The organism is Sodaliphilus pleomorphus (assembly GCF_009676955.1).
Taxonomy (GTDB): Bacteria; Bacteroidota; Bacteroidia; order Bacteroidales; family Muribaculaceae; genus Sodaliphilus; species Sodaliphilus pleomorphus.
In genome coordinates this window covers 2,351,417-2,372,500 of sequence record NZ_CP045696.1, presented here as the reverse complement: position 1 = coordinate 2,372,500, position 21,084 = coordinate 2,351,417, and the positions used below count along the sequence as shown (strand labels likewise).

The following is a 21,084-nucleotide window of genomic DNA, read 5'->3' as shown; positions in this document are numbered from 1 at the left end:
GTTCGGCAGGACTTGACAGGCGGTGAAGCCCTCGCATCCTATCGGTCGCTCTACCTACGTCTCACTGCCGTGAGGCTGCACCTAAATACATTTCGGGGAGTACGAGCTATCTCCGAGTTTGATTGGCCTTTCACTCCTACCCTCAGCTCATCCGTAAGCTTTTCAACGCTTATCGGTGCGGACCTCCAGACGGATTCACCCGTCCTTCATCCTGGCCAAGGGTAGATCACTCGGTTTCGCGTCTGCCCCCGCCGACTCTTCTCTCGCCCTGTTCGGACTCGCTTTCGCTTCGGCTCCGCGCGTGCCCGCGCTTAACCTCGCCGGCGACGGCAACTCGTAGGTTCATTATGCAAAAGGCACGCCGTCACACCATTGCTGGTGCTCCGACCGCTTGTAGGCGCACGGTTTCAGGGTCTGTTTCACTCCTCTGCTCGAGGTTCTTTTCACCTTTCCCTCACGGTACTTGTGCGCTATCGGTCTCTCGGTAGTATTTAGCCTTGCGGGATGGGCCCCGCAGATTCCCGCAGAATTCCTCGTGTTCCGCGGTACTCAGGTGCCGCCTCGGCTCCGCTCCGGGTTTCGCCTACGGGACTGTCACCCCCTATGGTCACGCTTTCCTGCGTGTTCGGCTACCCTTCACGACGCCTTTGCCGGCGGTCCTACAACCCCGGGCGCGGCCTCGACCGCCCCGGTTTGGGCTCTTGCGCGTTCGCTCGCCACTACTGGCGCAATCATTGTTATTTTCTCTTCCTGCGGGTACTGAGATGTTTCAGTTCCCCGCGTTCGCCCTGCAGCAGTCGCCGCAGTGCCGGGATCTCTCCCGGCGGGTTTCCCCATTCGGACATCCGCGGGTCACAAGGCATTTGCCCCTCACCGCGGCTTTTCGCAGCTTGTCACGTCCTTCTTCGCCTCCGAGAGCCACAGGCATCCCCCGTGCGCCCTTTCTTGCTTTCTCTTTTCCTTTTCGCCTTCAGAACCGGGACCCGCTTGCCTGCGTCAGCAGGGCGCTGCGGGCCTCCTCTGTAGTTGTCGCTCGATTCTCGCTCTTTGCTTCCAGCGCGGATTATGAAATCCGCGGTGAAATCGCTTGATCTTGCTTCAAGTTTAGCGTTTCCAGCATGTCAATGATCTCTTTTTTTCGTGGAGAATAACGGATTCGAACCGTTGACCCCCTGCTTGCAAAGCAGGTGCTCTAGCCAGCTGAGCTAATCCCCCGGTGCGTTTGCAGCTTCAAGTCGCGCTCTTGAGAACTTCCTTTTTGATCCCTTGCGGGCACACAGCGCTCGACGGCTTCAGGACAGCCCCCGGTGCGGATGCGGGACACCGTTGTGTTCGGCGCCGGCTCCAGAAAGGAGGTGTTCCAGCCGCACCTTCCGGTACGGCTACCTTGTTACGACTTAGCCCCAGTTACCTGTCTTACCCTTGGTCGCTCCTCGCGGTCACGAACTTCAGGCACTCCAGGCTTCCATGGCTTGACGGGCGGTGTGTACAAGGCCCGGGAACGTATTCACCGCGCCATGGCTGATGCGCGATTACTAGCGAATCCAGCTTCACGGAGTCGGGTTGCAGACTCCGATCCGAACTGAGACAGGTTTTCGGGATCGGCTCGGCGTCGCCGCCTGGCTTCCCTCTGTGACCCTGCCATTGTAACACGTGTGTCGCCCCGGACGTAAGGGCCGTGCTGATTTGACGTCATCCCCGCCTTCCTCACAGCTTGCGCTGGCAGTCTCTCCAGAGTGCCCGGCCTTGCCCGCTGGCAACTGAAGATGGGGGTTGCGCTCGTTATGGCACTTAAGCCGACACCTCACGGCACGAGCTGACGACAACCATGCAGCACCTCGGCGGCAGCCCCGAAGGGAACGCCCGTTTCCGGACGCGTCTCCCGCCGTTTGAGCCCGGGTAAGGTTCCTCGCGTATCATCGAATTAAACCACATGTTCCTCCGCTTGTGCGGGCCCCCGTCAATTCCTTTGAGTTTCACCGTTGCCGGCGTACTCCCCAGGTGGAATACTTAACGTTTTCACTCTGCCCCGCAGCACTCAATCGCGCCGCAGGGCTAGTATTCATCGTTTACCGCGTGGACTACCAGGGTATCTAATCCTGTTCGCTCCCCACGCTTTCGTGCCTCAGCGTCAGTCGCGTGCTGGAAAGCTGCCTTCGCAATCGGGGTTCTGCGTCATATCTATGCATTTCACCGCTACACAACGCATTCCGCCTCCCTCGCACGAACTCCAGCCCGAAAGTTTCAACGGCGTCACCGGGTTGAGCCCGGAACTTTGACCGCTGACTTTTCGCGCCGCCTGCGCACCCTTTAAACCCAATAAATCCGGATAACGCTCGCATCCTCCGTATTACCGCGGCTGCTGGCACGGAGTTAGCCGATGCTTATTCTCCGGGTACTCTCACTGCGCCACGCGTGGCGCACGTTGCTCCCCGGCTAAAGAGGTTTACAATCCGTAGGACCTTCCTCCCTCACGCGACTTGGCTGGTTCAGGCTCCCGCCCATTGACCAATATTCCTCACTGCTGCCTCCCGTAGGAGTTTGGTCCGTGTCTCAGTACCAATGTGGGGGACCTTCCTCTCAGAACCCCTACGCATCGTCGCCTTGGTGGGCCTCTGCCCCGCCAACTAGCTAATGCGCCGCATGCCCATCCCCTTCCGGCTCACCTTTCCCGGCCCGGCCATGCGGCTGGGCCGACTATGGGATATTAGGCCACATTTCTATGGGTTATCTCCCAGAAGGGGGCAGGTTGCATACGTGTTACTCACCAGTGCGCCGGTCGCCGACAGCAAGTGTTGCCACTCGCCCGCTGCCCCTCGACTTGCATGTGTTAAGCCTGTCGCTAGCGTTCATCCTGAGCCAGGATCAAACTCTTCGTTGTTGTTATCTTGTTGTCTCTCTTCTTTCAAAAAGAATCGTTGTAGGCAACCAGCTCCGAACGAGTGTTGCTTCCTGCTCCGCTCCGGATGTCCTGTATCTTATTGTGCTGTCAAGCTGATAGTATTCTGTTGTACCTGCTTAGGAATCAACGGGACTAATAAACAGTCCCTATTGTTCTCTTGTACTACTTGTCACTGCAAACGTGTCAAAGATCTCTCTTTTCTTTTGTGCTCACCGGCGTTATTTCCGGAAAGCGAGTGCAAAGTTACGCCAATTTTCTGAACTGGCAAATTTATGCCGCACTTTTTTTCATCATTTTTTCACACACAGCACATAACTCGCTGTGCCACCGAAAGAAAAAAATTGAAAAATTTTTACCCGCCAAAACCAGAGAAACCCCAAAAACAAAAAAAAGAAAGCCAGTGGCTCGTTGGGGAGTCGCTGGCTTTCTATAACCTGAATAATCCAAATTCCTAACCAAAACCTTCAACTGCATGTGCCTCGCACAATCGAGAAGTGAAAATAAATGTGATCGGCCGAGGGTCGAAATGCAGTCTCAAGCATGAAAACCTTAGTGAATCTTGATTACTTTGTTATTCTTTTTCATTTCTTGAGCCGTCTTTTTGGGAAGAACCACCTTCAAGACGCCGTTGTTGACGTTGGCACTTATCTTGTCGGTCTCAACATCGTCGGGCAGGATCAAGCTCTGATGGAACTGAGTGTAGCAGAACTCGCGACGCAGGTAGCGGCCTTCGTTCTTCTTGCCCTCTTTCTTCTCATCGTTGTTGTCCTCTTTCTTTTCGGTCTTCTTCTCAAGGTCGACAACCAAATTATTGTCGGCATCAACGCTCACTTTGAAATCGTCTTTAGTCATGCCAGGAGCTGCAAGCTCGACATCATATTCGTTGTCTTTTTCAATCACATTGATTGCAGGAGCTGTAGCACTCACACGCGGCATAAAGTCGGTATCAAAGAAGTCATTGAAAACATCGGGTAACCAATCTGAATTTCTACGAGCCAGTAACATAATTTATATCTCCTATTCTTTAAAAAGTTCAACAATATAATGTGTGAATCTCGCTTCTCGTCTCGCCGCCTGGCCGCCTGCGGAGCTGGCGCCTTGGCCTTGAGCCTCGTTGCGAAGTTCACTTGTAGACTGTGCAAAGCGCGTGCCAGCGCCGCCTGCAGGCAAAACAGTGGACAAAAGTGGACAAAATTTATCCAGGCTGTGGACAGATTGTCCACCCCAGGGCAAACAGCAAGGCCGGCGAAAGCAATGAGGGCTTTCGCCGGCCTGGAAAATGCCGTTGGACTGACGTGGGGGAACGCGGCGCGCTACTTGGCGTTCAGGATCATCTGAACCAGTGTAGTGACGTCGGTCACATTGGTCACGCCGTCGCCGTTGAGGTCGCCGCTGGCAGCAACAGGAGCGGTGCCGAAGAAGTGCACGTTCACGTTCTGCTCAAGGGCGGCCATGTAGATGCTGATGCTGAAGTCGAGAGCATCGTCGACAAAGTTGGCTGTGAGGTTGAGCGGCACAGGGCCCAGCATGGGGCCCACCCATGTCTCGACCGACGGGTCGGTGCCTGCAGCGATGTTCACACTCTTTTTCACAGCAATGGTCTTGTAGCCATACTGCGGGGCTGCCGTGAGCGAGTCGAGGGCGATGTTGCCCACTCCCAGCACCTGGTCGCCAGCCTTGAGCATAAAATTGTTGAGGCTGAACTTGTAGCCGTTGGCACTCTGGGTGAGGCTGATTTTGGCCTCTTGCCGGGTAGTGTCGTTGTTGACCACGACGGTGAGCAGGCCGTCGTAGTCGGTGGCCATGGCGGCCACAGCGCAGCACAGGGCTGCGACAAGAGTTAGAAATTTCTTCATTGTAGTATTGTATTTTGATTATTTAGCAGCAGTGATAATATTGACGAGAGTGGTGACGTCGGCCACATCGACGATGCCGTCGTGGTTGAGGTCGCACTGCGAGTCGTCGAGCACGGCAATGCCCAGCAGCTTGTTGACCAGCAAGGTAACATCGGCCACATCGACAGTGCCATCCTGGTTGAGATCGCCCTTGGCAGGAGCCTTTTTCACAAAGTTCACCACATAGGTCTTGGCGGTCATCAAGTCGCCCGAGACCACTGTGACGGTGGCCACATAGCCACTGTCGGTAGCCTGCACGAGCTTGCCCACCACGGCGCTCTTGCCCACCGCGGTGACTGCAAAGTCGGAAGCCTGCGGAGCGTCGCCCTCGTAGTCGGCAATGGTGAACCGGGTCGCTGTGTCGGCAGCCGAACTCACGAGCTGAGTGTCCTTAAACTTGAGACTGGAGAGGGCTGCATTGTACACAAACTTCACATTGTCGACCCACACCTGGTCGCCGCTGCTTCCCTTGCCGGGAGTGGCATTGGTAGAAATAGTGAGCAGCACAGCCTTGACCTGGGCGTTGTTGCTGGCATAGGAATCGTAGTCGAAGGGCAGCGACATGTGCTTCCAGCCAGTGACAGTGATTTTACTGTCGCTGGCCACGGCAGCCTTGTTGGTATAGGTCTTGTCTTCAGGGTCTTGATAGGAGGTGCCGTCGGTGAGCACGCAATTGACTGTGGCATACTTGTAGGTAGTCTGAGCCTCGGCCTGGCTGAACTTGAGCCAGAGGGTGAGCGAGTCGGGGGCGGCATGCATGGGCGTGACAAAGAGGTCGCCGTTCTTGTCGGTAGCCGTCGTGGAATTGGGGCCGTAGGTCTCTGAATGGTTGGCCGTGTTGGCCGCCGTTGTTGAGCCGGCATTGATGCGGCCATTGGTGAAAGTGCCGTTGCCCACGACGCCCCAAAATTTACCCGACGTGACCACGACACTCGTGGTCGACCCAATGCCCGAGGGCACATCGGTGCTGCTGGCGATCTTACCCGGGGCTAAACCTGCCCAAGAGCCCGAACCGCTCGCAAAGCTGTGCCAGTAGCGGGGCTCGGCGGTGGCGCTGGTCCAGGTCTCAAAGTCGCCGTTGGGCATCTGGAAGTGTGTGCCCACGTTCTCAAAAAGCACAGCGATGCTCTGGCCCAGCAGTTGCTTCATATCGATATCGATAGAGGTCACCATCAAATTGGAAGCGTTGAAGCGGGCACTCATCTTGATGGGCACTGCGCCCAGCATGGGACCCAGCCACGACGACACCGAGCTGTCGTCGCCGGCAGAGATCTTTATCGACCTGTCGACGTAGAGCATGGTCACGCCACTGGTTGTGACGGCTGCCAGGCTGTCGATCTGGATATTTCCCACAGGAACAGTCTGGTCGCCGCTCTTGAGGACGAAATTCTTGAGAACAAGATTGTAGGTGTTGTCGGCATTCTCGTCGACAGTGATTGTAGCCGACTGCGACGAGGCCGAGCCGTTGACCGTGACGGTGAGCGTGCCAGTGTAGTCGGTGGCCAAAGCCGAGAGGCTGCACACGGCAACAGCGAAAAGCGATAGTAACTTTTTTTTCATCTTTGATAATACTTTATATATATATATATGTAGTAATCTAAATTTTATCTCAACCGGTAGGTAATGCCCAGCTGGCCGTAGATGGGGTGAAGCGTCTCCTCGACGGTGGTAAAGTCGCTCTTGAAGATGCCGTTGAACGTGTAGGCCAAATTGAAGAAGGCACCCAGGTGATAGGAAATGTGCCAGTCGGCCCCCAGGCCCAGGCCAGCGTGCCAGCGCCGCATGTGGTCGGAGAAGTCAAAGTTGCCACGCTCGGCCTCGGTCTCGCCCAGCTGCACCTTGGCCCCGGTGGGGTCGCCCTCGCGCAGGTAGCCGTTGTAGGCCCAGCCGTGGAAGTCGCAGCTGGTCAAGTAGCTCACATAGGGGCCTGCCTTGAGATGCACCTTGCCCACCTTGTAGGTAGCCATCAGGGGCACGGTAAACATCCACTCGGTGGCGTGCACGTTGACATTGCCAGTAAACTGGCCCTCGAGGGTCTCACCGCCGCGCTCCACTGCCACGTGGTAATTCTTGACCCGGGAGTCGACCGTCATGCCCTTGTTTTCAAATTGCAAGCCCAGTTGCAGGCCTATGCGGCCGGTCAATGGTTTCTCCATCTGGAAGCCGGCAATCAAGTTGGGCGTGAGGCTCAACTTGTTGACACCGCGAATGGAGGCCGGCATGCTCGTGGGGGCACTGCCACCCACCTCGTAGCCTGCAAAGCCGTAATACTCGGTGCCCTTCAAGATGCCGCGGTGCAAGAAATCCTCGCCCCGTGCACTCGTCGAGGCGACGAGCAACAACAGGATAGCTAAAACAACCGATTTCATTGTCATCATTCCTCTTTAGTACAGATTAATCTCACCTTGTCGACCTGCAGCTCGCTGCCTATTGCGCCCATAAACTGGTCGCCAAGCACACTCGACGAGAACACAATGGTGAGGTTGTAGCCCATGTTGTCGAGCAGCTGGTAGTCGATATCTTTGTTAAACTTGAAAACCATCTCAAAATAGGTCCACTCGCTGGTGGGCGTCACCGGGTTGAGGCGGGCAAAGCCCACAATGCTGCTGCTCGAGGTCACATTGGCACCATTGAGCATCACGGCCTTGCCGCTGGCATCGTGGTTGAGATAGAACACCGCATAGACCGATGCACTGTCGACACGGCCAGCAATCGCGCCCCCCGACTTGTCTTGAAAAGTGGGCCCGGGAGTGTACTTGTAGTAGCCTGTGACCTTGACGGGCTTCTTGTCGAACGGCACGCCGAAGCGGGTGGCCGACAAGGCATCTTTGAGGGCATTCTCCACGTCGAAAGTGCCCAAAAACAGGTTGCCGGCGGCAATGCGCTTGCCAGCCATGGCACCGAAAGCCCCGGTGCTGAGCGTGGTGAGCTTGACCGCGGCACCGTCGTAGCCATCGGGCACGGGCACCGTGGGATAGGCCTCGGGGCGGGCACTGGGCATGCTCAACTTGAAGCCGCCGTTGCCGCAAGCCCAGTCCAGACCCAGCACGTTGTGCCACACATAGTACTTGCGCGACTTGGCCTCGAGCTCATAGTTCTCAAAGTCGAAGCACACCGTGTCGCTCACAGTGCGCGCCACGCGGTTGAAGCGCAGCGTGTAGTAGCGGTGCCAGTTGCCGTCTTGCGAGGTGACGCGGTAGCGGGCCAGGCTGTCGGTCTCAAAGTCGGGCGTCCCGCCCAAGGACTCGACAGTGGCGCCTGGCGTGACCTTGAACTCGGGCGTAACCTGTTTCAAGTCGGCGTTGCGGCGCACATTGAAGACGATGGTGCTGTCGGTGTAGAGCACCGTCTGGCTTGTGTCGGCCAGGCTGTAGAACACCGTCGAGGCATCGGGACAGTGTATCACCACCTGCTCAATGTCGCACTCGGCGTTGAGCGGCTCGTCTTTTATGCACGAAGACAGCAGCAACAGGCTGCACACACCCAATGTTAAAGCAAGGGACTTTCCCTTCATAGAATATCTCATTTAAATTTGCATTTTCATCGCGACAAACTCCAGTTGTCGCAATATGACTGCGCAATAAGCAAAAAAAATAATGCAGCAAAATTAGGAAACAAATTTCGAATAATGTAATTTTTTTTCATTAAATACCACTAATTGACCAAAAATAACCTAATAATCACCACTTCATCAGAAACAAAGCAATGGCGTGGCGGCTAAAAAAATAAACCAGCTGCGCGTTTGAGATTTCAAAGAAAAGCGATAACTTTGCAGTCCAATATCGATGCCCCCCATTTTTCAATGCACAGGCATCGCAGTCAATATAGAAACGACGTAACGAAAAAATAGTATTTAAATAACCATATCGTTGTGAGCGCATTGTTTAACAAAGTATTATACACCAAGTGGATGCGGGCAGCCAGGCTCAAGACGGCCCCCAGGTGGCTCATTCTCCTTGCCGACCTGATCATTGTAGCATCGTCCTATACCCTTGTATCCCTTCCCGATGTGATCACGGGTACCAGCGTGGGGCATCCGCTCGTTTTCTTCGGCAACATGGGCATCATGTTGCTGGTCTACTTCCTGGTCACCTACCTGTCGCGCAGCTACACCCACATCATCAGGCTGTCGGCCATCGAGGACCTGTATCGCCAGTTTCTGGTCACCCTCATCGCCACCGTCATCTTGCTGGTTATCAACATCGTGTCGATACTCGTGACGCCAAGTCACAACGAGCTCATGCGTTTCTGGACCATCATTGTGACCGGTGTCATCTCGTTTGCTTTCCTGGTGATGGAGCGTCTCGTGGTCAAGCAGCTCTACAGCATGATGATGCACTCTGAGTTCGGGCGCAAGCCAGTGCTGGTGCTGGGCACCTCGCTCAACAGCTTGATACTGGCCAACGCGCTCAAAAACGAGATAGGAGGCAAGTTCCGCCCTGTGGGTCTGCTGAGCACGGGCAACAACAAGCAAGGCAAGCACACGATCAACGGCTTTGAAGTGTATCAATACGACCCCGAAACGGTGGCCAACATCTTTGTGGGCAACGGCATCTATGCCCTCATCTTCGGTTCCGACCACGTCGAGCTCATGCGCAACGGCTTTGCCGACCAATTCATCAACAACAACATACGGCTGCTGCTCATCAACAAAGTGCAAGAGTTTGAGCCCGACGGCGATGACGACAGCCACAACGACAACATATCGACCCACGTGAAAGAAGTGCAAATCGAGGATCTGCTGGGACGCGACCCCATCGTGCTCAACAACATGCTCGTGCGCAATCACATCAAGGGCTCGTGTGTGCTCATCACCGGCGCCTGCGGCTCGATAGGCAGCGAGATTGTGCGCCAGGTGGCCGCCTACAAAGCCAGCAAAATCGTGCTCGTAGACCAGGCCGAAACCCCGATGCACGACATGGCCCTCGAGATGAAGCAGAAGTTTCCCGATATCGACATCGTGCTCTACATGGGTGACATCCAGAACCGCGACCGCATGGAGCGAGCCTTTGCAAGCTATCGCCCGAAATATGTGTTCCACGCTGCTGCCTACAAGCACGTGCCCATGATGGAGAAGAACCCCACCGAGGCAGTGCTCACCAACGTGATGGGCACACGCAACATTGCCGACCTGGCATTGAAATACGGCGTCTACAAGTTTGTGATGATCTCGACCGACAAGGCTGTGAATCCCAGCAACGTGATGGGCTGCACCAAGCGTCTGGCCGAGATCTACACCCAGTCGCTGTTTTTCAGCGCCCAGCACCAGGGCAAGAACACCCAGTTCATCACCACCCGCTTTGGCAACGTGCTCGGCTCCAATGGCTCGGTGATACCGCTCTTCCGCAAGCAGATTGCCGAGGGCGGGCCTGTGACGGTGACCGACAAGCACATCATACGCTACTTCATGACCATACCCGAGGCCTGCTCGCTCGTGCTCGACGCCGGCTGCATGGGCCACGGCGGAGAAATCTACATCTTCGACATGGGCAAACCGGTGAAGATATATGACCTGGCCACCCGCATGATCTCGCTGGCAGGGCTCAAGCCAGGCATCGACATCAAAATCGAGGAGATAGGCCTGCGCCCTGGCGAGAAACTCTATGAGGAGCTGCTCAACGACAAGGAGAAGACCATCAAGACCGACAACGAGAAAATCATGATAGCCAAGGTGCGCACCTACGACTTCAAGACAGTGCTCAACAACATACAGAACATCATAGGCTATGCCAGCCAGGGCAACACCCACGACATGATCATGGCCATGAAGGAATTTGTGCCCGAGTTCAAGAGCATGAACTCGGTGTATGAGAAAATCGACAAGGAGATTGCCCAAGGCAACACCCCGGGCGTGACCTCGGTGCCCGAGACCGAGATGTACTACTAAGCAGGCCTATAGAGAGCGGGCTCCATGAAAAGCCCTGTTGCAAGAAACGCTGCAATAAAGACGAATTAACAGAAAAAAGCGCGATGATTTTCCCGCTTTGGGAAAATTATTACTATTTTTGTGAAACAAAAACGGCACTTGCAGCCCAACATTTCTATAGAAATCAATGGAATCAGACAGCTTAATCATCATTCCCACCTATAATGAAAAGGAGAACATCGCCAGCATCCTGCATGTGGTGCTGGGGATGAAAGAGCACCAATTTGACGCCCTGGTCATCGACGACAACAGCCCCGATGGCACGGGGGCCATAGTCGACGACTTGATTAAGACTGAATTTCCCGACCGCCTGCACATCATCAAGCGCACCGGCAAGTTGGGGCTGGGCACAGCCTACATTGCAGGGTTCAAGTGGGCACTTGAGCACGACTACCAGTACATCATCGAGATGGACGCCGATTTCTCTCACCGCCCTCAAGACTTGATACCACTGCAGGCAGCTTGCGCCACAGGCGGGGCCGACGTGGCTGTGGGCTCGCGCTACATCAACGGTGTGAACGTAGTGAACTGGCCCATGGGGCGCATACTCATGAGCTACTTTGCCTCAAAGTATGTGCGCATCATCACCGGCATGCACGTGCACGACACCACAGCCGGCTTTGTGTGCTACCGGCGACAGGTGCTGGAGAGCATTGACCTCGACAAGATAGAGTTTAAAGGCTATGCCTTCCAAATCGAGATGAAATACACCGCCTACAAGATGGGCTTCAAGATTGTAGAGGTGCCCATCGTGTTTGTCAACCGCGTGCTGGGCACCAGCAAGATGAACAGCAGCATCTTTGGCGAGGCCATGTTTGGCGTGATCAAGCTCAAGTGGAGCAGTACCTTCGACAGGAAACACAAGTTCACAAGAAAGACGGCAAGCACCGCTTCGGGCAGCAGCCACAGCTCTTGAGGCCGCCGCTGCGCCGCGATGGGCGCCAGCCACGGGCGCAATCACACACGAGCACATTTTTCTCCCAACAAATACAGGCTATGCTAAGACTTATTTACAACGGCACAGTGGTAAACGAAGGGCGCGTTTACCATGGCTATGTCGTGCTCAACGACGACGTCATCGCCCAAGTGGAGGCTGGCGATCCGGGCCGCGACGTGATGGAACACGCCTATGAGTGCATCAACGTGAAAGGAGCCTACATCATGCCTGGCGTGATCGACGACCACGTGCACTTCCGCGAGCCAGGCATGACCCACAAGGCCGACATTGCCAGCGAGAGCCGTGCTGCCGTGGCCGGCGGTGTGACCAGCTACATGGACATGCCCAACAACACGCCGCCCACCACCACCATCGACAGGCTCGAGGCAAAATATGCCAAGGCCGCCCAAGTATCGCCAGCCAACTACAGCTTCTATATCGGGGCCACCAACACCAATCTCGACACGCTCGAGCAAGTCGACTACACACAGGTGTGCGGCGTGAAAGCCTTTCTGGGCACGTCGACAGGCGGCATGCTGCTCAGCGACCCCGAAGTTGCAAGGCGACTGCTGAGCGACCTTGGCACAATAATTGCAGTCCATAGCGAGGACGAAAGCATCATCAATGCCAACCGCAAGCACTATGTGTCGCAATACGGGCAGGACCTGCCACTGAGTTTTCACGAGAAAATACGCAGTGCCGAAGCCTGCTACGAGAGCACCAGGCGCATAACCGAGCTGGCACGCGAGTGCGGCGGGCGGTTGCACGTGTTGCACGTGACCACCGCCCGCGAGCTGCCGCTCATCGACGGCCATCACGTGACAGGCGAGGCCACTGTGGCCCACCTGCTCTTCAGCGACGACGACTATGCGCGACTGGGCAACCGCATCAAGTGCAACCCGGCAGTGAAGACGGCTGCCGACCGCGAGGCGCTGCGCCAAGCCGTGATCGAGGGCCGCCTGCAAGTCATAGGCACCGACCATGCCCCGCACTTGCCCGCCGAGAAGCAGGGCGGCTGCCTGAAGGCAGCCTCGGGAATGCCCATGGTGCAATTTTCGCTGGTGGCCATGCTCACGCTCTTCAGGCCCGAGCTGGTGGTGGCACGCATGTGCCACGGGCCAGCCAGCCTCTACCACATCGAGGGACGGGGCTACCTGCGGCGGGGCTGCAAGGCCGACCTGGCCATCGTGGCGCCAGAGCCGTGGACCATCACCGACGAGAGCGTGATTTCGAAATGCCACTGGACCCCGCTCAACGGGATGCAAGTGCAGCACCGGGTGAAGATGACCATCGTCAACGGCCAGGTAGCCTATGCCGACGGCAAAGTGAACGAGCACTGCCGCGGCCAGCGGCTGCAATTCAACCGATAACACGAAACTAACAAAATAAAGAATGTCAACACCACACCACATCACCGGCCTCAACAGCCAACAAGTGCAACAGAGCCGCAAGCAACACGGCACCAACGTGCTCACGCCACCGCCGCGCAAGTCGTTGCTCGTGCAGTTTATTGCCACCTTCAACGACCCGCTCATCAAGATACTGCTCGTGGCCCTGCTGCTCTCGATAGGCATATCGGTCTACGAGCTGCTATGCCTGCACCAGTCCGCCGACGTGCTGCTCGAGCCCCTGGGCATATTCCTGGCCATCATGCTGGCCACGGTGGTGGGTTTTCTTGTAGAGGTAAACGCCAACAAGAAATTTGACATTCTCAACAAGATGCACGACGACACCCCTGTCAAGGTCATGCGCGAGGGCAAAATCACCCAGGTGCCCCGCCGCGACATTGTGGTGGGCGATGTGGTGCTGCTCGATGCCGGCGAGAAAATACCTGCCGACGGCGTGCTGCTCGACAGCGTGCAGATGACCGTCGACGAGAGCTCGTTCACCGGCGAGCCGGCAGCCCGCAAGTCGCACCGCGAGCAAGACCGCGACCCCGAGGCTACCTATCCCACCCACGTGCTGCTGCGCGGTTCGAGCGTGAGCGAGGGCCATGGCATGATGCAGGTGACCCACGTGGGCGATGCCACCGAGTATGGCAAAATCTATACCGACGCCCAGATTGAGAACGACCTCGAGACCCCGCTCATGAAGCAGTTTGACCAGCTGGGCCGCTGGATAGCCAAGGGCAGCTACATCGTGGGCGCGGCCATCGTGCTGGGGCGCCTGGCCATCCACTACATCGACGGCGGCTTTGCTGGCGAGAGCCTGGTCAACACCTTGCAATACCTCATCGAGACTGTGATGCTGGCCGTGACCCTGATTGTGGTATCGGTGCCCGAAGGCCTTCCCATGAGTGTGACCCTGAGCCTGGCCCTGAGCATGAGGCGCATGCTGGCCAGCCACAACCTGGTGCGCAAGATGCACGCCTGCGAGACCATGGGAGCCACCACCATCATCTGCACCGACAAGACGGGCACGCTCACCCAGAACCAGATGCAAGTGTACAAGGCGCACTTCTTCGGGCTCGAGCATGGCGACAAGCTCAAGAGCGGCGACGAGGCCAGCATCGTGGTCGAGCACAACCTGGCCTGCAACTCGACCGCCTATCTCGACACGAGCGACCCGCATGCGACCAAGGCGATAGGCAACCCCACCGAGGGAGCCCTGCTGCTGTGGCTCGACAGCCAGGGCATCGACTACCTGCAACTGCGCGAAAACAACCAAGTAGAGTGCCAGCTGCCCTTCTCTACCGAAAACAAATACATGGCCACCGTGATAAGCTGCCAGGCTCTGGGAGGCAAACGGCTGCTGCTGGTGAAAGGAGCCTCCGAAATCCTGCATGGCTACTGCTCGCAGGTGGTGGGCGGCCTCGACTTCGACGACATTACCAGCGAACTGCACGCCTATCAGAACAAGGCCATGCGCACGCTGGGATTTGCCTACAAGATACTCGACAACGATGCGCCCTGCCCCATTGCCGACGGCAAGTTGAAGGTCGAGGGCATGACCTTCATGGGCATCGTGGCCATAAGCGACCCCGTGCGCAGCGAGGTGCCCGGGGCGATACACGAGTGCCTCGACGCCGGCCTGCAAGTGAAAATCGTGACAGGCGACACGCCCGGCACAGCCTGCGAGATAGGCCGGCAAGTGGGATTGTGGAACGATGACGACAGCAGCGAGGCGCTGATATCGGGCGAGGAATTTGCCGCCCTGCCCGATGCACAGGCCGCCCAGCGCGCCGAGAAGATAAAAATCATGTCGCGGGCGCGGCCTGCCGACAAGGCCCGGCTCGTGTCGCTGCTGCAACAGCAAGGCGAGGTGGTGGCAGTGACCGGCGACGGCACCAACGACGCTCCGGCACTCAACGCCGCACAAGTGGGTCTGTCGATGGGCGATGGCACCTCGGTGGCCAAGGAGGCGAGCGACATCACCATCATGGACAACTCCTTTGCCAGCATAGGCAAGGCCGTGATGTGGGGACGCTCGTTGTACAAAAACATACAGCGGTTCATCCTCTTCCAGCTCACAGTCAACGTGGCCGCAAGCCTGCTCGTGGGCATATGCTCATTCTTCAGCGAGCAACCGGCACTCACGGTCACGCAAATGCTGTGGGTGAACCTGATCATGGACACCTTTGCAGCGCTGGCGCTGGCCTCACTGCCTCCCAGCAAGGAAGTGATGCTGGAGAAGCCGCGCCGCAACGGCGAGCCCATCATCACCAAGGTAATGGCCCGGTTCATCTTCGGCGTGGGCTTGCTTTTCACCATCGTGATGCTCGGTGTGTTTGGCTACCTGCTCTATTTCCGCAACGACGGCAGCGGCACGCTGCTGAGCACCCACATCTCACCCACCGAGATGACGATGTATTTCACCACGTTTGTATTTCTGCAATTTTGGAATCTATTCAACGCCAAGTCGTTCGACAGCGGTCACTCGGCCTTCCACAACATGCGGGAGAGCAAGGTGTTCTTCGGCATTATAGCCGTGATATTCATAGGTCAGGTGCTCATCGTGCAATTTGGCGGCAAGATGTTTAATGTGGTGCCCCTGAACCTTGAGCAATGGGTGAAAATCATCGTCATCACCATGCCTGTGATGCTCGTGGGCGAGCTGTGGCACAGGCTGCACCGGCCCAGCCGCACGGCACACAGCCTCGACAGTGCAAGCTCATTTCACATATTTTGAAACAGCCTTCAGAATGATGGGCTCCATCACCTTGTAGCCGGCCAGGTTGGGGTGCACCCCGTCCTTGGTATAGTCGGGGTTGAGGGCATTGTCGGCACCTTTCACCAGCGGGGTGTAGTAGTCGACAAAGGGCAGGCCCTGCTGCTTGCAGTAGGCAGCCAGCCGCTCGTTGAGACGCAGTATTTTGAGCTGAATGCCTGTAGCCGTCTTGCTCCAGTAGTAACTGGCACAAGGCGGAACCGAGCACACGATGGGCTTAATCTTGTGAAGGCGGGCCAGCTCCACCATAGTCACAATATTACCCAGGGTGCGGTTCTCGTTGTAGACGAGGCCGGCATTCTCGGCAATATCGTTGGTGCCGCCCAGTATCACCACCACCTTGGGCTGGAGATTGACGACATCGCTGCGAAAGCGCACCAGCATTTGATAGGTCGTCTGCCCCGAGATACCGCGGTTGATGAAATTGCTGTGGGCTGCAAAGAAGCCGGGGTCGACGCTGAGCCACAGTTCGGTAATGGAATTGCCCATAAACACCACCCGGTTGCCCATGTTGCGGGCAGCCACGAGAGTGGCATTCTGCGAGTCATATTTCGACAAGCCGGTCCACTTGTCGGCAGCGGCAAGCCTGGCCACTGCCAGCAAGAAGACCGCAGTGAGGAGCATGATTGTTTTCTTCATCGAGATTCTTCAGTTTTTTCCTTTGTAACTACTTTAGTATTATTGTCTTTTCCTTTGGGCCTGTGCAACGGGTTGGGCACATGCAGCACATACTCGCTGTAGTAGGAAATGATGAGTGTGGTGAGCGGCAAGGCAATGATAAGGCCTATGAAACCCAGCACGTAGCTCCATATCGACAAGGCCAGGAAAATGATGGCTGGCCGCAACCCCATCTGCTGCTTCATGATGGTGGGTGTGAGCACCATGTCTTGAATGGCCTGGCAGATGAAATAGGCAGCAATCGTCCACCCGAAGAGCGGGAGAAAAGCCACTCCTGCCGACACCGACTTGACCAGGCACAGGAAAGCTGCAACTGGAATGGAGATGAGCTGCAAGTAGGGTACCATGTTGAGTACCCCTATCGAGAGGCCAAACACCACTGCCATGGGAAGGCCTATGATATAAAACTCGATGGCAAACACGATGCCCACAAAAAACGACACCAGCGCCTGACCACGGAAGTAGCGGCTCATCGCACCCGTAACGTCGCTCATGATGCGGAACACCTTGCGCCGGTAGCGGGGCGGCACGGCCGACTTGAACCCATGCCCTATCTTGTCGTAGTCGATCATCACAAAGAACATGTAGAGCAAGGCCAGCAACCACGACACGAGCGTGGCTATGGCACTGAGCGTGCCACCCAGCACCGACCACGTGCCCGACATCACACTCTTGCCTATCTTCATCCACTGCTCTTGCGAGAACACACGCTGCAAGGCGTCGAGGTTGAAGTAGCGGTCTATCACCTCCTGTACCTCGGGCGGCACGCCGTGGATGGTGAAACGGTGCTCGGCATACTTTGCCAGCATCTTGCCCATATCGGTAAACTCGTCGACAAAATAGGGTATCAAGAAGCGCAAGCATAGATAGATGACGCCGAAAAACAGCAGCATGGTGACTATGGCCGGCACCGTGCGCTTCTTGAGCCGTGTGAGGCGCATCAGCAGCTTCACCACAGGCTCAAGCATGTAGGCCAGCAGGCAGCCCACACAGAACGGCAGCAGAATACTGCTCAAGTAGTTGACGACATAGATGGCTGCAACGATAGCGAGGATGGTGAATGTGGTCCTCACCACTCGGTCTAAATCATATTTCTTTCGCGCTGCAATTTCTTCCATATACAAAAGAGATTTTTCTTGTTGCGATGTCGCAAATATACAAAAAAAACAGGAAGCACGATGAAAGAAACAACAATTGGAATAAATTGCGTAAATTTGCCCCTATAATTATCATCATCACAAAACAACCTTATGGGCAACAGTTTCGACATCCTGAAAAAAAGAATCATGCAAGACGGCAAGTGCTACGAGGGCGGCATCTTGAAGGTAGACAGTTTCATCAACCACCAGCTCGACCCCGACTTGATGTACGAGATAGGACACGAGTTCAGCAAGCGCTTTGCCGGCAGCGGTGTCAACAAGATCATGACAATCGAGGCCAGCGGCATCGCTCCCGCCATCATGATGGGGCACGAGATGCACCTGCCAGTGGTCTTTGCCAAGAAAAAGAAACCCAAAACCATGTCGAGCATGCTCACTACCACAGTGCACTCGTTCACCAAAGACCGCGACTACACAGTGTGCATCAGCGCCGACTTCTTGAGTCCCGACGACCGCATTGTGGTCATCGACGACTTCATGGCCTATGGCAACGCCTCCAGGGGCCTCATCGACCTGGCCAGCCAGGCCGGAGCCCGCATCGTGGGTTTCGGGTTCATCATCGAGAAGGTGTTTCAGCACGGTGGCGACCAGCTGCGCAACGATGGCTATCGCGTGGAGTCGCTGGCCCGCGTGCTCTCGCTCGACAACTGCCAAATCACGCTTGAGTGAGATGACGCACAGCAAGACGCTCATTGTTGTCACAGGCCCTACTGGCGTGGGAAAGACGGCAGCAGCCATAGGCGCGGCCCAGCAACTGGGCTGCGAGATCATCAACGCCGACTCGCGCCAGGTGTTCAAGGGCATACCCATAGGCACGGCCGCTCCCACTGCCCTGGAGCAGGCGCTGGTGCCCCACCACTTTGTGCAAATTAAAAACCTCGACGAGTACTACAGCGCCGCACAATATGAAGCCGATGTGATGGCACTGCTCCCCAGCTTGTGGACCCGGGGCGACTATGCCGTGATGTGCGGCGGGTCGATGATGTATGTCGACGCCGTGTGCAAGGGCATCGACGTGATGCCCGACGTGAGCGACGAGGTGCGCCAGTCCACCAAGCAGCAGTATCTCGACCAGGGACTCGCGGCGATGCTTGCCGAGCTCGAGCGCCTCGACCCCGACTACTATGCCATCGTCGACCGCAACAATCCCAAGCGTGTGGTGCATGCTGTGGAGATATGCCGCCAGACGGGCACGACCTACAGCTCGCTGCGCACGGGCAAGGTGAAGCAGCGGCCGTTCAACATTGTGAAAATAGGGCTCAACATGGCTCGCGACGCCCTGTTTGAACGCATCAACCGCCGTGTCGACTCCATGATGAGGCTCGGCCTCGAGGCCGAGGCCCGCAGCGTGTACGGGCTGCGCCATCTCAACTCGCTCAACACGGTGGGCTACAAGGAGATGTTTGCCTATTTCGACGGCGATATGGACCGTGACACAGCCGTGGCGCGCATCAAGAAAAATACCCGCGTCTATGCCAAGAAGCAACTCACGTGGTACGCCCGCGACCCATCTATCACCTGGTGCACGCCACAGGAGTTCACCGCCACGCTCGAGGCAGCGCTCCAGCACATTTCAACATAACGCAAGTGACCATTTTTCCCCGCATGCAACGGCCTCACAGCCGGGCATAGATGCGCTCAAAGGCTGCACGCAACTGCTCGGGATGGGCAATGATGGCCCGCAGCTCGGCAAGATGCAGGGCATTGTCGCTCTCGGGAATCCACAACCGCAGATACCCGCCTGGGGCATACTTCTCGTGCAAGTGCTCTTGCAGGCGCTTCCATTGCATCTCCTTGTCGAGGCCCGGGAAATGGGCCCGGGTGTACTGCATGGTGCGACGCAACACCACCTCGGCATCGATCTGGCGGTCGCTCTCGGCCACGATGCGGCCATAGATGGTGCGCGGCTCATGGCCGAGGCTGGCGCGATGATCCTCGGCAGCATCGGCCATGATGTCGATTTCGGCAGGCGTAAACCACCGGAGCAGGCGCGTGTCGGCACGCAAGATGCGGGCGCTCTCGATGTGATGGCGCTCACGGCCCAGGGCCAGGCCCAAATCGTGATAGGCCGCTGCCACAAGCAGCATGGCGCGGTCCACTTGCGGGTAGTAGCGGGCCAGCTGCTGGCTCGTGTGCATCACGCTGTGCACATGATCGCGCTGGTGGCCAGCGTCGAAGCTGTCGTAGCGCGGCACAATCTCACGCTCGAGAAAAACTCTTATCGGTTCAATGTCGCGCATGGCTGTGTAGGTATTGAATGATGCCGCTGGCCGTGCTGGCCGTGCAATCCTTGGCGGTGAGTAGCCGCGCCATGCGGTCGTAGCCGTCGAGCATGGCCTGGCGCCGGGCAGTGTCGGGCAGCAACTGCTGCAGCCAGGAGTCGATGGCATCGGGGGTGCACTGGTGCAGCAACAGCTCAGGTATCACAGCAGCGTCGGTAATAAGATTGGGCAGCGTCACATATTTTCCCTTGAGCAAGCGGCGATAAAACTTGTAGAGATATTTCTTGCCGTTCATGCGGTAGCAGGCCACCTGGGGCGTGCGCAGCAGGGCGGCCTCGAGTGTGGCAGTGCCGCTGGTCACGATGGCGGCGCGGGCATGGTGCACAAGCTCAAACGACTTGCCGTGCAGCACAGGCAACTGCACACCCAGTGGCAAGAGCGTGGCGTGATAGAGCGTGTCGTCGATGCTCGGCGCGCCGGCAATCACCGCCTGAAAGCTGGGGTGGCGCAGAGCGGCCTCGACCATTGTGGGCAGATTGTCGTGTATCTCCTTGCGACGCGAGCCGGGCACGAGGGCAATGATGGGCTTTTCGGGGTCGAGACCATTGAGGCGGGCAAATGCTGCCCGGTCGTGAAACTGCGTGCTGGCCTGGGCTATTTCCTTGACCGTGGGGTTGCCCACATATTCCACATCATAGTCATGCCTGCGGTAGAACTCTTGCTCGAAGGGCAATATCGAAAACATGCGGGCAATGTATTTCTTGATTTGCTTGACGCGGTACTCCTTCCAAACCCAAACCTTGGGTGAGATAAAATAGAATGCGGGAATGTTGCGCTCATGGGCAAACTTGGCCATCTTGAGGTTGAACGAGGGGTAGTCGATGAGCACAAGCGCATCGGGGTGCCACTCGAGCATGGCGCGGCGCGCCGTCTTCATGAATCCAAGTATCGTGGTCAGGTGCTTGGCCACCTCGACAAAGCCCATGTAGGCCATGTCGCGATAGTGGATGAGGGGCTTCATCCCCGCGACCTGGGCCATGTAGTCGCCGCCCAGAAAGCGGAATTGGGCCTCGCTGTCCTCTTTCTTGAGCGCAGCCATGAGCTGAGCGCCATGCAAGTCGCCGCTGGCCTCGCCGGCAATGATAAAATACTTCATAATGTGCAAAGATAACACTTAGCTGGCGTTTTATGCGACAA

At 56.8% G+C, this 21,084-nt stretch carries 15 protein-coding genes, 1 tRNA gene and 2 rRNA genes (1 of these 18 running past the window's edge); 6 read left to right on the top strand and 12 right to left on the bottom strand.

Going from position 1 to position 21,084, the window contains the following annotated elements; genetic code table 11:
* The 8 genes from GF423_RS09750 to GF423_RS09715 all read right to left on the bottom strand — a co-directional run.
* Positions 1 to 955, bottom strand: a 23S ribosomal RNA gene (locus tag GF423_RS09750); it reaches 1,951 nt to the left of the window's first position.
* A gap of 186 nt (positions 956 to 1,141) precedes the next feature.
* Positions 1,142 to 1,215 (bottom strand) — tRNA-Ala (locus GF423_RS09745).
* A gap of 133 nt (positions 1,216 to 1,348) precedes the next feature.
* Positions 1,349 to 2,881, bottom strand: a 16S ribosomal RNA gene (locus tag GF423_RS09740).
* The 16S and 23S rRNA genes sit together here with 1 tRNA gene alongside, the layout of an rRNA operon.
* 570 nt (positions 2,882 to 3,451) lie before the next feature.
* A complete protein-coding gene (locus GF423_RS09735) occupies positions 3,452 to 3,907 on the bottom strand; it encodes an Hsp20/alpha crystallin family protein (RefSeq protein ID WP_154328176.1) in 456 nt (151 codons plus the stop codon).
* Between the two features lie 308 nt (positions 3,908 to 4,215).
* Positions 4,216 to 4,758: a calycin-like domain-containing protein gene (locus tag GF423_RS09730; RefSeq protein WP_154328175.1), complete on the bottom strand. Its 543-nt coding sequence runs from the start codon at positions 4,756 to 4,758 to the stop codon at positions 4,216 to 4,218.
* 18 nt (positions 4,759 to 4,776) lie between these two features.
* On the bottom strand, positions 4,777 to 6,357 hold the full coding sequence (locus GF423_RS09725; RefSeq protein WP_154328174.1) for a calycin-like domain-containing protein: 1,581 nt from the start codon (positions 6,355 to 6,357) through the stop codon (positions 4,777 to 4,779).
* Positions 6,358 to 6,401: 44 nt separating this feature from the next.
* On the bottom strand, positions 6,402 to 7,175 hold the full coding sequence (locus tag GF423_RS09720; protein WP_154328173.1) for a porin family protein: 774 nt from the start codon (positions 7,173 to 7,175) through the stop codon (positions 6,402 to 6,404).
* On the bottom strand, positions 7,172 to 8,311 hold the full coding sequence (locus tag GF423_RS09715; RefSeq protein ID WP_154328172.1) for a PCMD domain-containing protein: 1,140 nt from the start codon (positions 8,309 to 8,311) through the stop codon (positions 7,172 to 7,174). Before GF423_RS09715 ends, GF423_RS09720 begins: the two co-directional genes overlap by 4 nt.
* 366 nt (positions 8,312 to 8,677) lie before the next feature.
* On the opposite strand from GF423_RS09715, the gene GF423_RS09710 reads away from it, so the two are divergent.
* From GF423_RS09710 to GF423_RS09695, 4 genes are all read left to right on the top strand, one after another.
* Positions 8,678 to 10,684 (top strand): polysaccharide biosynthesis protein, encoded by a 2,007-nt coding sequence (locus tag GF423_RS09710; protein ID WP_154328171.1) that lies wholly within the window; start codon positions 8,678 to 8,680, stop codon positions 10,682 to 10,684.
* Between the two features lie 166 nt (positions 10,685 to 10,850).
* Positions 10,851 to 11,639, top strand: coding sequence for a polyprenol monophosphomannose synthase (locus GF423_RS09705; protein ID WP_154328170.1), 789 nt, complete (start codon positions 10,851 to 10,853; stop codon positions 11,637 to 11,639).
* Between the two features lie 80 nt (positions 11,640 to 11,719).
* A complete protein-coding gene (locus GF423_RS09700) occupies positions 11,720 to 13,030 on the top strand; it encodes a dihydroorotase (protein ID WP_154328169.1) in 1,311 nt (436 codons plus the stop codon).
* 22 nt (positions 13,031 to 13,052) lie between these two features.
* Entirely contained in the window at positions 13,053 to 15,788 is a 2,736-nt protein-coding gene (locus GF423_RS09695; RefSeq protein WP_154328168.1) for a calcium-translocating P-type ATPase, PMCA-type, read from the top strand.
* On the opposite strand, the gene GF423_RS09690 is transcribed toward GF423_RS09695, so the two are convergent.
* Together GF423_RS09690 and GF423_RS09685 are read right to left on the bottom strand one after the other, a co-directional pair.
* The gene (locus tag GF423_RS09690) at positions 15,771 to 16,466 is read right to left on the bottom strand and encodes an SGNH/GDSL hydrolase family protein (protein ID WP_154328167.1); all 696 of its coding nucleotides are present in this window, start codon (positions 16,464 to 16,466) and stop codon (positions 15,771 to 15,773) included. The genes GF423_RS09695 and GF423_RS09690 overlap by 18 nt on opposite strands.
* Positions 16,463 to 17,623: an AI-2E family transporter gene (locus tag GF423_RS09685; protein WP_154328166.1), complete on the bottom strand. Its 1,161-nt coding sequence runs from the start codon at positions 17,621 to 17,623 to the stop codon at positions 16,463 to 16,465. The genes GF423_RS09690 and GF423_RS09685 overlap by 4 nt, the downstream gene beginning before the upstream one ends.
* A 132-nt stretch (positions 17,624 to 17,755) precedes the next feature.
* Here GF423_RS09685 and xpt point away from each other — a divergent pair, with 132 nt between their 5' ends.
* Positions 17,756 to 18,334 carry a xanthine phosphoribosyltransferase gene (xpt, locus tag GF423_RS09680; protein ID WP_154328165.1) on the top strand — a complete coding sequence of 193 codons (579 nt, stop codon included), beginning with the start codon at positions 17,756 to 17,758 and terminating at the stop codon, positions 18,332 to 18,334.
* A gap of 1 nt (position 18,335) precedes the next feature.
* Positions 18,336 to 19,247 carry a tRNA (adenosine(37)-N6)-dimethylallyltransferase MiaA gene (gene miaA, locus GF423_RS09675; protein WP_154329028.1) on the top strand — a complete coding sequence of 304 codons (912 nt, stop codon included), beginning with the start codon at positions 18,336 to 18,338 and terminating at the stop codon, positions 19,245 to 19,247.
* A 34-nt stretch (positions 19,248 to 19,281) separates the two neighbouring features.
* Here miaA and GF423_RS09670 read toward each other — a convergent pair whose 3' ends face one another.
* Together GF423_RS09670 and lpxB are read right to left on the bottom strand one after the other, a co-directional pair.
* Positions 19,282 to 19,905, bottom strand: coding sequence for an HD domain-containing protein (locus GF423_RS09670; protein ID WP_154328164.1), 624 nt, complete (start codon positions 19,903 to 19,905; stop codon positions 19,282 to 19,284).
* The gene (gene lpxB, locus GF423_RS09665; protein WP_154328163.1) at positions 19,892 to 21,043 is read right to left on the bottom strand and encodes a lipid-A-disaccharide synthase; all 1,152 of its coding nucleotides are present in this window, start codon (positions 21,041 to 21,043) and stop codon (positions 19,892 to 19,894) included. Before lpxB ends, GF423_RS09670 begins: the two co-directional genes overlap by 14 nt.
* Positions 21,044 to 21,084: the final 41 nt, after the last annotated feature.

What these genes read in the sequence shown, in the direction of transcription:
- GF423_RS09735 (WP_154328176.1), bottom strand. Translation starts at nt 3,907, where the DNA reads ATGTTACTGGCTCGTAGAAATTCAGATTGGTTACCCGATGTTTTCAAT.
- GF423_RS09730 (WP_154328175.1), bottom strand. Translation starts at nt 4,758, where the DNA reads ATGAAGAAATTTCTAACTCTTGTCGCAGCCCTGTGCTGCGCTGTGGCC.
- GF423_RS09725 (WP_154328174.1), bottom strand. Translation starts at nt 6,357, where the DNA reads ATGAAAAAAAAGTTACTATCGCTTTTCGCTGTTGCCGTGTGCAGCCTC.
- GF423_RS09720 (WP_154328173.1), bottom strand. Translation starts at nt 7,175, where the DNA reads ATGATGACAATGAAATCGGTTGTTTTAGCTATCCTGTTGTTGCTCGTC.
- GF423_RS09715 (WP_154328172.1), bottom strand. Translation starts at nt 8,311, where the DNA reads ATGAAGGGAAAGTCCCTTGCTTTAACATTGGGTGTGTGCAGCCTGTTG.
- GF423_RS09705 (WP_154328170.1), top strand. Translation starts at nt 10,851, where the DNA reads ATGGAATCAGACAGCTTAATCATCATTCCCACCTATAATGAAAAGGAG.
- GF423_RS09700 (WP_154328169.1), top strand. Translation starts at nt 11,720, where the DNA reads ATGCTAAGACTTATTTACAACGGCACAGTGGTAAACGAAGGGCGCGTT.
- GF423_RS09695 (WP_154328168.1), top strand. Translation starts at nt 13,053, where the DNA reads ATGTCAACACCACACCACATCACCGGCCTCAACAGCCAACAAGTGCAA.
- GF423_RS09690 (WP_154328167.1), bottom strand. Translation starts at nt 16,466, where the DNA reads ATGAAGAAAACAATCATGCTCCTCACTGCGGTCTTCTTGCTGGCAGTG.
- GF423_RS09685 (WP_154328166.1), bottom strand. Translation starts at nt 17,623, where the DNA reads ATGGAAGAAATTGCAGCGCGAAAGAAATATGATTTAGACCGAGTGGTG.
- xpt (WP_154328165.1), top strand. Translation starts at nt 17,756, where the DNA reads ATGGGCAACAGTTTCGACATCCTGAAAAAAAGAATCATGCAAGACGGC.
- miaA (WP_154329028.1), top strand. Translation starts at nt 18,336, where the DNA reads ATGACGCACAGCAAGACGCTCATTGTTGTCACAGGCCCTACTGGCGTG.
- GF423_RS09670 (WP_154328164.1), bottom strand. Translation starts at nt 19,905, where the DNA reads ATGCGCGACATTGAACCGATAAGAGTTTTTCTCGAGCGTGAGATTGTG.
- lpxB (WP_154328163.1), bottom strand. Translation starts at nt 21,043, where the DNA reads ATGAAGTATTTTATCATTGCCGGCGAGGCCAGCGGCGACTTGCATGGC.